This is a genomic window from Pseudomonas sp. NPDC087814 (genome assembly GCF_044742865.1).
Taxonomy (GTDB): domain Bacteria; phylum Pseudomonadota; class Gammaproteobacteria; order Pseudomonadales; family Pseudomonadaceae; genus Aquipseudomonas.
In genome coordinates this window covers 1-13,390 of record NZ_JBIUVK010000039.1, presented here as the reverse complement: position 1 = coordinate 13,390, position 13,390 = coordinate 1, and the positions used below count along the sequence as shown (strand labels likewise).

At 61.4% G+C, this 13,390-nt stretch carries 18 protein-coding genes and 1 pseudogene; all 19 read left to right on the top strand.

Annotated features, from left to right (window positions below; translation table 11 throughout):
• Positions 1 to 42 precede the first annotated feature (42 nt).
• Positions 43 to 633 carry a hypothetical protein gene (locus ACIOMR_RS23040; RefSeq protein ID WP_177041837.1) on the top strand — a complete coding sequence of 197 codons (591 nt, stop codon included), beginning with the start codon at positions 43 to 45 and terminating at the stop codon, positions 631 to 633.
• On the top strand, positions 630 to 812 hold the full coding sequence (locus ACIOMR_RS23035; RefSeq protein ID WP_087695298.1) for a DUF2635 domain-containing protein: 183 nt from the start codon (positions 630 to 632) through the stop codon (positions 810 to 812). The genes ACIOMR_RS23040 and ACIOMR_RS23035 overlap by 4 nt, the downstream gene beginning before the upstream one ends.
• Positions 812 to 2,308, top strand: coding sequence for a phage tail sheath subtilisin-like domain-containing protein (locus tag ACIOMR_RS23030; RefSeq protein WP_102369828.1), 1,497 nt, complete (start codon positions 812 to 814; stop codon positions 2,306 to 2,308). Before ACIOMR_RS23035 ends, ACIOMR_RS23030 begins: the two co-directional genes overlap by 1 nt.
• A gap of 64 nt (positions 2,309 to 2,372) precedes the next feature.
• Positions 2,373 to 2,720, top strand: a complete 348-nt coding sequence (locus tag ACIOMR_RS23025) for a phage tail tube protein (protein ID WP_177022720.1) — start codon at positions 2,373 to 2,375, stop codon at positions 2,718 to 2,720.
• Positions 2,717 to 3,013, top strand: a complete 297-nt coding sequence (locus ACIOMR_RS23020; RefSeq protein WP_102369827.1) for a phage tail assembly protein — start codon at positions 2,717 to 2,719, stop codon at positions 3,011 to 3,013. Before ACIOMR_RS23025 ends, ACIOMR_RS23020 begins: the two co-directional genes overlap by 4 nt.
• A 5-nt stretch (positions 3,014 to 3,018) precedes the next feature.
• On the top strand, positions 3,019 to 3,144 hold the full coding sequence (locus ACIOMR_RS23015) for a hypothetical protein (protein ID WP_010170085.1): 126 nt from the start codon (positions 3,019 to 3,021) through the stop codon (positions 3,142 to 3,144).
• Positions 3,144 to 4,760 carry a hypothetical protein gene (locus tag ACIOMR_RS23010; protein ID WP_401196553.1) on the top strand — a complete coding sequence of 539 codons (1,617 nt, stop codon included), beginning with the start codon at positions 3,144 to 3,146 and terminating at the stop codon, positions 4,758 to 4,760. The genes ACIOMR_RS23015 and ACIOMR_RS23010 overlap by 1 nt, the downstream gene beginning before the upstream one ends.
• Complete coding sequence (locus ACIOMR_RS23005) at positions 4,747 to 5,985, top strand: DNA circularization protein (RefSeq protein ID WP_401196550.1); 1,239 nt, start codon at positions 4,747 to 4,749, stop codon at positions 5,983 to 5,985. The genes ACIOMR_RS23010 and ACIOMR_RS23005 overlap by 14 nt, the downstream gene beginning before the upstream one ends.
• 3 nt (positions 5,986 to 5,988) lie before the next feature.
• Positions 5,989 to 7,026, top strand: a complete 1,038-nt coding sequence (locus tag ACIOMR_RS23000) for a phage baseplate assembly protein (protein ID WP_401196547.1) — start codon at positions 5,989 to 5,991, stop codon at positions 7,024 to 7,026.
• A 16-nt stretch (positions 7,027 to 7,042) separates the two neighbouring features.
• Positions 7,043 to 7,552, top strand: a complete 510-nt coding sequence (locus ACIOMR_RS22995; protein ID WP_017480159.1) for a phage baseplate assembly protein V — start codon at positions 7,043 to 7,045, stop codon at positions 7,550 to 7,552.
• Positions 7,552 to 7,950, top strand: coding sequence for a phage GP46 family protein (locus ACIOMR_RS22990; RefSeq protein ID WP_177041831.1), 399 nt, complete (start codon positions 7,552 to 7,554; stop codon positions 7,948 to 7,950). Before ACIOMR_RS22995 ends, ACIOMR_RS22990 begins: the two co-directional genes overlap by 1 nt.
• Complete coding sequence (locus ACIOMR_RS22985; protein WP_401196543.1) at positions 7,940 to 8,980, top strand: baseplate J/gp47 family protein; 1,041 nt, start codon at positions 7,940 to 7,942, stop codon at positions 8,978 to 8,980. The genes ACIOMR_RS22990 and ACIOMR_RS22985 overlap by 11 nt, the downstream gene beginning before the upstream one ends.
• On the top strand, positions 8,968 to 9,567 hold the full coding sequence (locus ACIOMR_RS22980; RefSeq protein WP_087695306.1) for a YmfQ family protein: 600 nt from the start codon (positions 8,968 to 8,970) through the stop codon (positions 9,565 to 9,567). Before ACIOMR_RS22985 ends, ACIOMR_RS22980 begins: the two co-directional genes overlap by 13 nt.
• An 11-nt stretch (positions 9,568 to 9,578) precedes the next feature.
• Positions 9,579 to 10,904 carry a phage tail protein gene (locus tag ACIOMR_RS22975; RefSeq protein WP_401196540.1) on the top strand — a complete coding sequence of 442 codons (1,326 nt, stop codon included), beginning with the start codon at positions 9,579 to 9,581 and terminating at the stop codon, positions 10,902 to 10,904.
• Positions 10,905 to 10,912: 8 nt separating this feature from the next.
• On the top strand, positions 10,913 to 11,512 hold the full coding sequence (locus ACIOMR_RS22970) for a phage tail assembly chaperone (RefSeq protein WP_177041827.1): 600 nt from the start codon (positions 10,913 to 10,915) through the stop codon (positions 11,510 to 11,512).
• Positions 11,513 to 11,542: 30 nt separating this feature from the next.
• On the top strand, positions 11,543 to 12,100 hold the full coding sequence (locus tag ACIOMR_RS22965; protein WP_087695309.1) for a glycoside hydrolase family 19 protein: 558 nt from the start codon (positions 11,543 to 11,545) through the stop codon (positions 12,098 to 12,100).
• Positions 12,088 to 12,579: a lysis system i-spanin subunit Rz gene (locus ACIOMR_RS22960; protein ID WP_177028953.1), complete on the top strand. Its 492-nt coding sequence runs from the start codon at positions 12,088 to 12,090 to the stop codon at positions 12,577 to 12,579. Before ACIOMR_RS22965 ends, ACIOMR_RS22960 begins: the two co-directional genes overlap by 13 nt.
• A 71-nt stretch (positions 12,580 to 12,650) precedes the next feature.
• The gene (locus tag ACIOMR_RS22955; protein ID WP_003208648.1) at positions 12,651 to 13,151 is read left to right on the top strand and encodes a CinA family protein; all 501 of its coding nucleotides are present in this window, start codon (positions 12,651 to 12,653) and stop codon (positions 13,149 to 13,151) included.
• An 83-nt stretch (positions 13,152 to 13,234) separates the two neighbouring features.
• Positions 13,235 to 13,312, top strand: a pseudogene (locus ACIOMR_RS22950) (hypothetical protein); the annotation flags it as partial.
• Positions 13,313 to 13,390 lie beyond the last annotated feature (78 nt).

Here is a 13,390-nt window from a genome sequence, read left to right as displayed (position 1 = left end):
CCCACCCGCTTCGGCGGGTTTTTTATTGCCTGGTGAGATGCCATGAAGATAACCCCTCTGGTCAGTCATCTTCGGGATCACTGTCCATCGTTCAACCAACACATCCGCGCCGGCCTCGACCTCGACGCGCTGCAAAACCTGCCAGTGCTCGACTCACCCCAGGCGGTCGTGACGCCGATCAATGACAAGGCCAGCCCTAACGCTGCGCAAAACAGCAGTCGCCAACCCCTGCGCGAACATTTTGGCGTGGTGCTGGTGCTGGATTTGCCGGAGGGCCAGCAAGCCCAGGCGATGGACCAGCTGCATGCCTTGCGCGCCGAGGTCTGGCGGGCGCTGGTGGGCTACAGGCCCGAGGGGTTCTACGAGCCCATCCAGTACGACGCTGGCGAATGGCTGTTGCTCAGCAAGGTTCGCGGGTTGTACCGGCTGCGGTTTTTTCTCGAGAGCCAGTTGGGACGCAACCTCAGCACGCAGCCGGCGGAAACCTGGCTCGAGCTTGAACTGGACGCTTTGCCGTCCTTCAACGGGGTGACGGTGCGGGTCGATGCCATTGACCCAGCCGACCCCAACCTGCAACGCCCAGGCCCCGACGGGCGCCTGGAAATGACGTTTTCTGCCGAGGTAAAACCATGAGCAAACGCATCACCGTACTGCCGGTTTCCGGCCGTGCCGTACCTGACCCGGAGGCGGGCGATCTGTTGCCCGCCGAAGGCCGCGAAGTCCCGGACAACGCCTGGTGGCGTCGACGTCTGGCCGATGGCGACATCACAACCAAAGCCGTCAAGGCGGCAAAAACACAGGGAGCCAAGTAATGGCGATCGGATTCAGTCATATTCCGGCGGACATTCGTGTGCCGCTGTTCTACGCCGAGATGGACAATTCGGCGGCCAATAGTGCGTCGTCGGCCCTGCGCCGGCTGATCGTGGCCCAGGTCAACGACAACGTCACCAGCCCGGAAATCGGCAGCCTGGTGCTGGTATCGAGCGCGGCCATGGCCAAGCGTATCGGTGGCCAGGGTTCGATGCTGGCGTCGATGTACGAGACGTTCCGCAAGAGTGACCCGGTGGGCGAGATCTGGTGCCTGCCGCTGCACAGCACCGAAGGCAGCGCGGCCAAGGCCGAGCTCAAGCTGACCGGCGCCGCGACCCAAGGTGGCATTCTCAGCCTGTACGTCGGCGGCACCCGGGTTCAAGCGACCGTGATCAATGGTGCGACGGCTGCCGTGGCTGCCACCGCCCTGGCGCTGAAAATCAACGCCAGTGCCGACCTGCCGGTCAGTGCGGTAGCCGCCGATGGCACCGTCACCCTGACCGCCAAGTGGACCGGTGAGAGTGGCAACGACATCAGCCTGCAGCTCAACCGCCTGGGCCAGAGCAACGGCGAACAAACCCCCGACGGCCTGACCGCCGTGCTCGGCAAAATGGCGGCGGGCGCCGGTGTGCCGGACCAGCTCGCGGCATTGGCTGCGCTGGGCGACGAGCCGTTCGAGTTCATCTGCATGCCCTGGGCCGACACCACCAGCCTCAACGCCTGGCAAGCGGTGATGGATGACAACAGCGGTCGTTGGTCGTGGGCCAAGCAACTGTTCGGCCACGTCTACACCGCCAAGCGCGGCACTATCGGCACCCTGGTGGCGGCCGGGCAAGGGCGAAATGACCAGCACGTGACCATCCAGGCCATGGAGCCGGGCGTGCCGCAACCGTTCTGGGTCCAGGCCGCAGCATTGGCTGCACGCACGGCGGTGTTCATCTCTGCCGATGCCAGTCGTCCGACCCAAAGCGGTAGCTTGCCGGGCCTCGATCCGGCCGACGCGAGCGAGCGCTTCACTCTGACCGAGCGCCAATCGCTGCTCAACTACGGCATCGCCACCGCTTACTACGAAGGCGGTTACGTGCGCATTCAGCGGGCGATCACCACTTACCAGAAGAACGCGTTCGGCCAGGCGGACAATTCCTATCTGGACAGCGAAACCCTGCACCAGTCGGCCTTTATCGTGCGCCGCCTGCAGAGCGTGATCACCAGCAAGTACGGGCGCCACAAACTCGCTGCTGACGGCACGCGCTTTGGCGCCGGCCAGCCGATCGTGACCCCGAGCACTATCCGCGGTGAGCTGATTGCCCAGTACGCCAAGCTCGAACTGGAAGGTCATGTGGAGAACGCCGAGCTGTTCGCCGAGCACCTGATCGTCGAGCGCGACAGCCAGGACCCGAGCCGGGTCAACGTGCTGTTCCCGCCGGATTACGTCAACGGGCTGCGGGTGTTCGCGCTGCTCAACCAGTTCCGTTTGCAGTACGACGCGGCGGTGTAGGCCCCGCGCTTTTCGCAACTGATTCCAGCCCGCCGAGTGCGGGCTTATTTTTGGGAGAAACATCATGGGTCAACTGATTGCGGGCACCTGCTACGTCAAAGTGGACGGCGCTCAACTGACCATCAACGGCGGCTGCGAAGCACCGTTGATGGCCGTCAAGCGGGAAACCGTGGTGCCGGGTTTCTATAAGGAAACCGACATCACCCCATCTTTCAAAGTTACCGCGCTGCACACGCCGGACTTTCCAATGAAGCAACTGATCGCCGGCACCGACATGACCGTCACCTGCGAATTCAACAACGGCAAGGTCTACGTGCTGGCCGGTGCCTACCTGGTGGAAGAGCCGGTGGCCAAGGGCGACGATGCCGTGATCGAGCTGAAATTCGAAGGCATCAAGGGGACCTGGCAATGACCGATACGGTGAAGCTGCAAGCGGCCATCGAGGCCCACGGCGAGTCATTGACCGAACTCACCCTGCGCCGCCCGACGGTGCAGGAGGTGCGGGCAATCAAGGCGCTGCCGTACAAAATCGACAAGGGCGAAGACGTGAGTCTGGACCTTGACGTCGCCGCCAAGTACATCGCCGTGTGCGCGGGTATCCCGCCGTCGTCGGTCAACCAGCTCGACCTGATGGACTTCAACGCGCTGAGCTGGGCCGTCGCTGGTTTTTTCATGAGTGCGGCGCAGGCTCCGTCGCCGAGCTGATTGCGGTGGCCTATGACCTGGCCTGGTTCTGGAAGGTTGATCCCGAACAGATGCTGGCCAGGCCTTTGGATACGCTCCGGGAATCCCTGGAGCATGCGCAACGGATCAATGCGATGCAGCAGGTGCAGTGATGGCAGAAGCTCAGAAAGTAGAAAGTACCGCCGTGCGCCTGACCGGCATCGACCAGCTGTCGCCCAAGCTTGCTGCGCTGCAGGCCATGGTCGGGCGCTTCAGGCAGAACCTGGAACAGACCGGTCTCGGCAAGCTGGATATCGCCGGTTTGGTGAAGGGTGGTGGGCTGGCAGCACCGTTTGTCAGCGGCATTAAATCGGCTTTGGCGTTCAAGGCTGAGGTCGGCGAAGTGAATGCCGCCGTGGGGCAGGGCGTTACCGAAACCGCAGCGCAGGGCCTGAAGGATTTCAACGCCTCGTTGGACAAGGTATCGGTGGCTTTCGGTACGGCGCTGTTGCCAGCCGTCACGGCGGTGGTGGTCGGGCTGGAGCCGTTGCTGACCTCGGCGGCCCAACTGCTTTCCGAGAATCCGCAGCTGGTGCAGGGCCTCGCAGCGGGTGCGGTGGCGTTTACCGCCATTCAAGCGGCTGTCACCGGCGTGTCCCAGGCGCTGGGGCTGATGCAACTGGTGCTCAGCGCCAACCCGATAGTGTTGGTGGCTGTAGGCATTGCCGTGGCGGCAGGCTTGATCGTTGCCAACTGGAAGCCGATTTCGGCATTTTTTGTCGGGCTCGGCGAACGGGTGATGGCGGCGATTGGAACCTTGGGCGAGTTTTTCCAGACGGTCTTTGCGTTTCGTCCGCTGGAACAGGTGATGCGCTTGTGGGGGCCGATCACAGGCTTTTTTGCCGGGTTGTGGACGTCGCTGAAGGTAATGGCGCAGCCCTTGGTCGGCTTTTTCACCACACTGTTTTCCTGGTCGCCAATGGGTTTGATCGTCAACAACTGGACGCCGTTGAGCGGCTTTTTTGCGGCCCTCTGGGACTTGCTCAAGGCACTGAGTGTGCCGGTGGTCGAGTTCATGAAAAGTCTGTTCAGTTGGTCACCCCAAGGGCAAATCATTGCCAACTGGGGTGTGATCAGTGAGATGTTTGCGGCGATCTGGAGTGACTTCAAACTCACCGCGCTGGCGGCTTTTACCATCGTCAGCAGTTACTTCGATTGGTCGCCCCTGGACAAGGTTTCTGCCGTCTGGGGTAGCGTCAGCGGTGCATTCGCCTCGATCTGGGGCGATATCAAGTTGCAGGCCCAGGACGCCTTTGTAGTGTTGAGTGGCCTGTTCGACGACTGGCATCCGATGGAGCAACTTGAAGCCATGTGGGCACCGGTGCTGAGTTGGTTCACGGCGCTATCGGAGAAGCTTGCGGTGATCACCGCACCGATTCGCAAGCTGTTCAACGGTGGGCTGGGTGAGGTGATCAACCAGGCGACCGGCAGTGTGCTGGAGTTGACCACCGAGCAACAGGAACGTAATGCCGAAAGCGCGCGCGATCCGTCCTGGTTCCGCAAGGGGCCTGGCTTGGTATCACCGCTGGCGTCCAGCTCCAGTTCGCTGCTGCAACAAACCGCTGCCAACAACCGCACGCAGCTCAACGGCGATTTGCGGGTGAGCTTCGACAATGCACCGGCGGGCCTGCGGGTGGACCAGCCCAGAACCAACCAGCCCGGCCTGAGCGTCACCCCACGTGTCGGCTACCGTTCCCTGTCCCTTGGAGGCTCCAATGAGCTGGCGTGATCGTTTGTTGCCGGCGTCGTTTCGTGGCGTCGGGTTTTGGGTTGACCAGGCGAAAGTCCCGGTCGGCAAGAAGGGCCAGTTGCACGAATACCCTCAGCGCGACCTGCCTTTTTTTGAAGGGCTGGGCCAACAGTCCAGGGTGCATGAGCTGACGGCATTTGTAGTGGGCGAGGGTTGCCTGGAGCAACGCGACAAGTTGCTCAAGGCCCTGGAGGAGGGTGCCGGCGAGCTGGTGCACCCGTGGCTTGGACGGTTGCAGGTCAAGGTCGGCGAATGCGAGATGACCCAAACCCGCCAGGACGGCGGGCTGGTGACCTTTGCCCTGAAGTTCTATCCCGACGAACCTTTGAAGTTTCCCACTACGGCGGTCAATACCCGCCAGCTGTTGCTGGTGTCGGCCGACAGTTTGCTGGGTTCGGCGGTGCTGCGCTTTGAGCAGGCCGTCGCACTGCTGAAGCAGGCGCGGGTGGGCATCCAGGCGTTGCGCAATGGCCTGGCAGAGGTTTACCAGGTAATTGAGCAGCAATTTGCCCCACTGATTCAGTTGTATGGCGACCTGAATGCCTTGGTCAAAGCCATCAAGGAAGTGCCCAAGGAATTGAGCGCCGAGTTCAAGGGCTTGCTCGGCGATTTGAAAGAGTTGAAGGCATTTGCCCGCAACGGCTATCGCGGCATGCTGGCCAACCTCTCGCAGCAGGTGGAAGCGGCTCGCACTATCGACGTGCCGAAGCTGACCACCGGCAAGGACAGCGTGGCGGCGGTGCAAGCCACTGCCAACCTGGTACAGGATGCGTTGTGGGTGAAGATCGCCCATTGGCTGGCGGACGTACCGGTGGCGACAAAAGCGGTGACCCTCAGTACCACGCCATCCCTGGCGCAACAGGCGGCACAGCCGGTGCAGCGCCGCGAAGTGCCGGTGGCCGACGATGTGCTGGTGCTGCGTGACCTTCTGAACGAAGCCATGTGGCAAGCCGCATTGAAGGCCGACGCCGGGCACTATGTTGCGCTGAACGACCTGCGCCAACAGATGTTCGCGCATCTGACGGCAGTGGCTTCGTCCGGTGTCCGGCTGGTCAATCTGACGCCGATGCGCAGCATGCCCGCCTTGCTGTTGGCCTATCAGCGGTTCGGTGACGCGACGCGAGTGGGCGAGGTGGTGCAGCGCAATCGGGTGGCCCACCCGGGCTTCCTGCCACCGGCGGACCTGCAAGTGGTCAGGGAGTAACCCATGAACGAGTTGGACAATGCCGTCACCCTGACCGTGGACGGCCTGGATTATGGCGGCTGGAAAAGCGTGGAAATCAGCGCCGACCTGGAGCGTCAATTTCGCACCTTCACCCTCAACATCACCTGGCAATGGCCCGGGCAAACCCTGGCGGCGCCGATCAAGCCCGGCGCCCGTTGCCAGGTACGCATCGGTTGCGACCTGGTGCTCACCGGCTTTGTGTTCAAGGCGCCCATCAGTTACGACGGCCGACAGATCAGCCTGAGTATTCAGGGCGGTTCAGTGACCCAGGACCTGGTGGACTGCGCAGCGATAAACCAGCCCGGCCAGTGGCGCGGGCAAAGTGTGCTGAGCATCGTCCGGGCGCTGACGGCCACCTATGGCGTGGAGGTGCACAGCGAGATTGCCGAAACCGCGCGCCTGCAGACCCACAGCATCGTGCCCGGGGAGACGGTATTTCAATCCATCGACCGCTTGCTGACGTTGTATCGGGTGTTCTCCACCGACGATGCGGATGGGCGCCTGGTATTGGCATCGCCCGGTAGTGCAGGGCGTGCGAATGACAGCCTGGAGCTGGGCCAGAACATCCTTTCGGCTAACGCACCGATGGACTTCGACTCGGTATTTTCCGAGTACCGCGTCATCGGCCAGCACAAGGGCGATGATCAAAAAAACGCAGCGGCGGTCAGTGAGGTTTCAGGGATTTCCCGGGATGAAAAAGCCACGCGAAAACGCGTCACGCTGATCAGCGAACCGACGCAGTTGACCCCCGAGCTGGCCCAGCAACGCGCCGACTGGGAACGCGCCACCCGTACCGGAAAAGCCCTGACCACCACCTACACCGTGCAAGGCTGGCGGCAGTCCAACGGCGATTTGTGGCGCCACAACCTGTTGGTGCGGGTGATCGATCCGGTGCTGGGCTTTGACCAGGACATGCTGATCTCCAAGGTCACCTGGTCGCTCTCCGACCAAGGTTCGATCACCACGCTACAGGTGGCGCCGCCGTCCACCTTTGATGCCAATCCGTTGCCATCCGCTTAACCACCAAGGAATTTCCATGAGCTTACTGACTCGCCTGCTGGCGCGCGGCACTGTCGTGCTCGCCCACTCGGCCACCAAGCTGCAATCGCTGCAAATGCGCCTGACGGCAGGCGAAGTGAACGACGACATGGAGCACTTCGAACCCTACGGTTTTACCAGCAACCCTCTGGCGGGTGCTGAAGGCATCGCCACCTTCCTGGGCGGTGACCGCTCCCATGCCATCGTGCTGGTGGTGGCAGACCGTCGCTATCGCTTGCAGTCCCTGGCGCCGGGTGAAGTGGCGATCTATACCGACGAAGGCGACAAAGTTCATTTCAAGCGCGGGCGGGTAATCGACATTGAAACCGGCACCTTGAATATCCGCGCCAGCCAGGCGGTGAACATTGATACGCCGACCCTGACGCAGAGCGGCAAGATCATCTCCCAGGGCGACCAGATTGCCGGCGGCATCAGCCAGATCCGGCACGTGCATGTGGGCGTCCAGCCCGGCAGCGGTCAGACCGGTGCGCCGGCGGGAGGCCAGTGATGTTTGTCTCCGACAACCTGAAAAAGGCCCTGACCCGCTCGGTGCTGATCAGCCTGTTCACCTGGCGCCGTGCCGCGCCGGATGACCCTGTTGACGATGACGAGCGCTTCGGCTGGTGGGGCGACAGTTTTCCCTGCGTGGCCGACGACCGTATCGGCTCAAGGTTGTGGTTGCTGCGCCGGGTCAAGCTGACCCGCCAGACGCAACTGGACGCCGAATTCTATGCCCGCGAAGCCTTGCAGTGGCTGATCGACGACGGGCATTGCAGCGCCATCGAAGTCCTCAGTGAGCGCCTCGACGCCCAGCGGCTCAACCTGCGCACGCAGCTGACCCTGGCCGATGGCGAGCGCCTGGACATCAACCCTGATAACAGTTGGCAGGTGATCTATGCCGTTTGAAACCCCTTCGCTGCCGGTGCTGATCAAACGCACCCAAAGCGACCTGGCCAGCGATTCGCTGCGCCAGTCCGATGCCCAGGTCCTGGCGCGCACACTGAGTGGCGCTGCGTTCGGCCTGTACGGTTATCTCGATTGGATCGCTGAGCAGATCCTGCCGGATACCGCCGATGAATCCACCCTGGAACGCATCGCTGCGCTGCGTTTGAACCAGGCACGCAAGGGGGCGGTAGCCGCCAGTGGCACCGTGAGTTTTACCGCAGCGGCGGGCGCGGTGCTGGATGTGGACACGGTGCTGCAAGCCAGTGATGGTCGCAGCTTCAAAGTCACCGCTGCCGGTACCACCCATGCAGGCCTCAACACCGCCACGGTGCAGGCGATTGATGCCGGCACGCTGGGCAACGCTGATGCCGGGCTGAGCCTGATCGCGGTCCAGCCGCTGCAAGGTATTGGTTCGACCTTTACCGTGCTGGCGCCGGGGTTGACCGGCGGTGTGGCACGAGAAACCCTGGAGTCGCTGCGGGCGCGGGTGATTCGTTCCTATCGCGTTATTCCCCAGGGCGGTTCGGCACAGGATTACGAGACCTGGTCCCTCGAAGTGCCCGGCATTACCCGCGCATGGTGTCGCGGCAATTACCTGGGGCCGGGGACGGTGGGGGTGTTCGTGATGCGTGACGACGACCCGCAGCCGATCCCCAATGCCGCGCAGCTGGTGCAGGTTCAAGCCCATATCGAACCGCTGCGGCCAGTGACCGCTGATGTGTATGTGTTGGCGCCGGTGATGAAACCAGTGGCTTATCAACTGCGCTTGACCCCCGACACCAGCGCCGTGCGTGCGGCCGTCGAGGCCCAACTGCGAGACTTGCACAATCGCGAGGCGGGGCTGGGCGACAGCTTGTTGCTGACCCACATCGCCGAAGCCATCAGCACCGCCACCGGTGAGACCGATCACAAACTGACAAGCCCGCTGGCGGACGTTACGGCGGCGACAAACCAGTTACTGGTGTTTGGAGGTATCACATGGCTGGGATAAGGACGGCTGGCCAGTACGAGGAGCAACTGATCGCCCTGTTGCCCAGCGGGCCGGCCTGGGACCTGGAGACCATGCCGCAGTTGCAGACGGTGCTCAAAGGCATCGCCGAAGAACTTACGCGCATCGACGCCCGCGCCTGCGACCTGCAAAACGAAATGGACCCCGTGACCGTCAGCGAACTGGTGCCGGAGTGGGAAAGGGTGATGCAACTGCCGGACCCTTGCCTGGGCTTGAGCCCGCTGTACGACGACCGTCGCCTGGCGGTGCGTCGACGTCTGTTGGCGGTGGGCAGCCAGCGCGCCGCGTACTACATCGAAATCGCCCGCAGCCAGGGTTATCCCGACGCCAGTGTCACTGAACATCGCGCCCCGCGCATGGGCCGCTCACGGTTTGGCGCGGCGCATTTTGGCACCTGGCAGGCGCACTTCATGTGGACGCTCAACACCGGCGGCCGCCAGCACCTGGGGCGGCGGTTTGGGGCGAGTTATTGGGGAGAGCGGTTTGGCGTCAACCCAGGCAATGCCCTGGAGTGCCTGATTCATCGCAGCGCACCTGCTCATACGCAGGTGCACATCAATTATGACTAGAGGATAGAAGCGTGGATTATCCAAAGAGTGTGCCCAGCGTTGGGCTGGTGAATGGCAAGTTTGTGGATGAAAACCCGGTGACCGGGACGCCGGGGAGTTTGATTCCGGCAACTTGGGGGAATGGGGTTACGCAGGAGATTTTGAATGTGCTGGCGGCGGCGGGGATTGCGCCGGATGAGACGAAGACCGATCAGCTGGCGCAAGCGTTGAGTGTGTTGAGTGATTGGTTGAAGTTGAGGAATAAGCCGACGACGTTGGCGGGGTATGGGATTACGGATGCTCTGGTGGTAGGCCGTACGTCCCAGCAGCGCCCAAGTCTTTCTTCCAGCATATTGGGTGAGATCGGCAATGGGCAGGGGGGCGCACTGGAAATTCGTGAAGCGCAAGAAGTTTCTGATTCCACACGAGATTTCAACTATGCACCACGAATCATGTTCCATTGGGGCAAGATAATTGCTCGAGCACTCGCGATGAACGCGGACGGTGAGTTGCTCTGGAGTTCGAAGAAAATTTGGTCTGAGATCAACTTCAACCCTTCAACCAAAGCGGATAAGGCTACGACCCTTGCGGGCTATGGTGTGACAGATGCGCTGAGCATTGGTCAATACGGACTGGGTGGCAATGTTGCACCTGCTGCCGCGATTGATACCGTTGGGCTACCCGGCGGGTTTTACTATTACAGTGCCGGGAATACCAGTTTCGCCAACTACGTCGGATTGGTGAATATCCCTTACGGCGACGGAAATTACGCGGGGCAGATTGGTTTTCAGCAGGGGAACACAGAACCGGATGTCTACATCCGAGGCTGCTCTCAGGCTAAGGTCTGGAGCCCAACACGAAGGCTCTGGCACTCTGGAAATCTCGACCCAGCGTCGATGGGGGTTCCGGTCGGGACGACGATTCAGTATTGCGGTGCCTCGGCACCGGCTGGGTTTTTGAAAGAGAACGGTGCTGCGGTTTCTCGTACAGCCTATTCAAAGCTGTTTGACGTGATAGGGACGACGTTTGGCGCTGGTGACGGAAGCACTACGTTTAACCTGCCGGACAGCCGTGGTGAGTTCATCCGTGGCTTTGACGATGGACGCGGCGTGGACCCGCAACGCGGGCTGGGGTCGTTGCAACTGGATGCGATGCAAGGCCATTGGCACGGCCCTCGTCCTGGCACCACCCTGAACGGGAGCCCAGGCAACTGGAACGGCGTGGGCGGTGGTTCCAACGCATCGTTCAACATTGGCAGCACCGGTGACCCCGTAACCAACGGCGTCAATGGTGTTCCACGCACCGCCAACGAAACGCGTCCGCGCAACACTTCCCGTCTTATGTGCATCAAGTACTGAGGTCAATCATGACTGCTTCTGCCCCTGTTATTTATCAGGCACACCCGGTGACGGGCGAATACATCGGAACGGCTTTTGCTGACCCCGATCCACTTGTCGAGGGGGCCTGGCTTATCCCCTCCATGGCTTTCAGTGAAGCCCCGCCTGTAACCGAGCCCGGCTTTGCTGCGGTTCACGTTAAAGATGCTCAAGCTATCTGGAACCTGGTTCCGGACCTGCGCGGTCTTGTGTATCGAACGGATACCGGCGAGGAGATCCAATGGCAGCAGTTAGGTGAGTTGCCGTTGGAACTTACCTCGCTGAAACGCCCCGGGTCAGATCACGTTTGGGATGGCTCGTCCTGGCATCTCGATGAAAAACTGAGGAACACGGACGAGTGTGAATCCGAACGACTCTGGCGGGATTCGGAAATCGACAGTATCAAGTGGCTTCGCGAGCGCCATCGGGATGAGTCCGACCTGAAGCGAGATACCACGCTGACAGAAGGACAATTTGCGCAACTGCTGGCTTATTTCCAACTGCTGCGTGATTGGCCGCAGAACTCGAAGTTTCCAGCCTCCGAATTTCGGCCGGTTAAACCGGACTGGATGGTTGGCCTTGTACAATAGTGTGGTGCTCGTGAGTTCGGAGGTTTTTTCATGCCGATAACCCAGAATGATCTTGTGCAAATCATGCCCAACGCCCGCGCCCAAGCGGGCGTTTTCGTATCTGCGCTGAACACAGCCATGTCCAACCGCCAAATCACCACACCCAAACGCATCGCCGCCTTCCTCGCCCAAATCGGCCACGAATCCGGCGAACTGCGCTACGTACGTGAATTGGGCAGCGATCAATACCTGAGCAAATACGACACCGGTACCTTGGCCGCCCGCCTGGGCAACTCCCCAGAAGCCGACGGCGATGGCCAGAAGTATCGCGGCCGCGGCCTGATCCAGATCACCGGCCGGCGCAACTACCTGGCGTGCAGTCAGGCACTGTTCGGCGATGAGCGTTTGTTGCACCAACCGGAGTTGCTGGAGACGCCGCAATGGGCGTGCGAATCTGCCGCGTGGTTCTGGCAGCGCAATGGCTTGAACGAGCTGGCTGACCAGGACCAGTTCACCACGATCACCCGGCGCATCAATGGTGGCCTCAACGGTCTGGAGAACCGTATGCAACTGTGGGCGCGGGCGAAGGCGGTGTCATGGGCTTCCTGACGTCGTATCGCCTGCTTGGGTTTTGCCTGTTGTTCGCAGTTTCGGCGGGTGTTGCCTGGCAGGTACAGGCTTGGCGATATGGCGCACAACTCGAGCACCTGCAGGCTCTGCATGCCGCAGCACTCAGCCAGCAACAACAGGCCGAACAGGACAAACGGCTGGCACTGGAGCAACAACTCAGCGCCAGCGACCAACAACACACCCGGGAGCTTTCCGATGCACAACGCGCTCAGGCTCACCTGCGGGATCGCCTGGCCACTGCTGATGTGCGGTTGTCAGTCCTTCTCGACGCCAGCGATTCAGTCAGCGGCTGTGCAATGCCAGCCACCGCCCCCTCCGGCAGCCTGGTTCATGGCGCCCCGCGAGCCCGACTTGACCCGGCGCATGCTCAACGAATTATCGGCATCACCGACGACGGCGATAACGCAATGATCGCCTTGCGCGCCTGCCAGGCGTATGTCCGGGCCGTCGCGCGTTAGTCTCTTGTAACTTGCATGGCCCATGGGCTCCTGTAGGGTAGGCGAATGCCCGTCCACTCCAGGAGATGACCGTGAAGGAAATTACTCAACTCGCCGCTGAACTTGGCCGACGCTTGCAGGTTCTCAATGCCCACGTCACAACGGCCGAGTCGTGCACCGGCGGCGGTATCGCCGAGGCAATCACGCGGATTCCCGGGAGTTCGGCCTGGTTCGAGGCGGGCTATGTCACGTATTCCAATCGCCAGAAGACCCGGCAACTGAATGTACCGGAAGCCCTGTTCCCCAAGGTCGGTGCCGTCAGCCGCGAAGTGGTGGAGGCGATGGTGCGGGGCGCCCAGGAGAAAAGCCTGGCGCGTTTTGCCGTGGCAGTCAGCGGCGTGGCCGGGCCCGATGGCGGTTCGCCGGACAAGCCGGTGGGCACCGTATGGCTGGCCTGGGGCGTGGGCGATGAGGTTACCGCCGAGCTCGAACACTTCCCCGGCAACCGCGACGAGGTCCGCCGACAAACGGTAAAGGCCGCGCTAGAGGGCTTGTTGCGACGAGCTGCAGCAGAAATAGAAAATCAGGGGTAGGCGATCACGGATCTTTGTGGAACAATACTGTCTACTTATACAGGTGTTGGCCGCCAGGCCTTATTGATTACGTGAGGACTTTAATGGACGACAACAAGAAGAAAGCCTTGGCTGCGGCCCTGGGTCAGATCGAACGTCAATTCGGCAAGGGTGCCGTAATGGGTTTTTTAGATCTGTAGAGTGTGGAGTTGGGTTATATTTTTTCTGTTTGTGTTGTTCTGGTTTTTGGGCTTTTCATT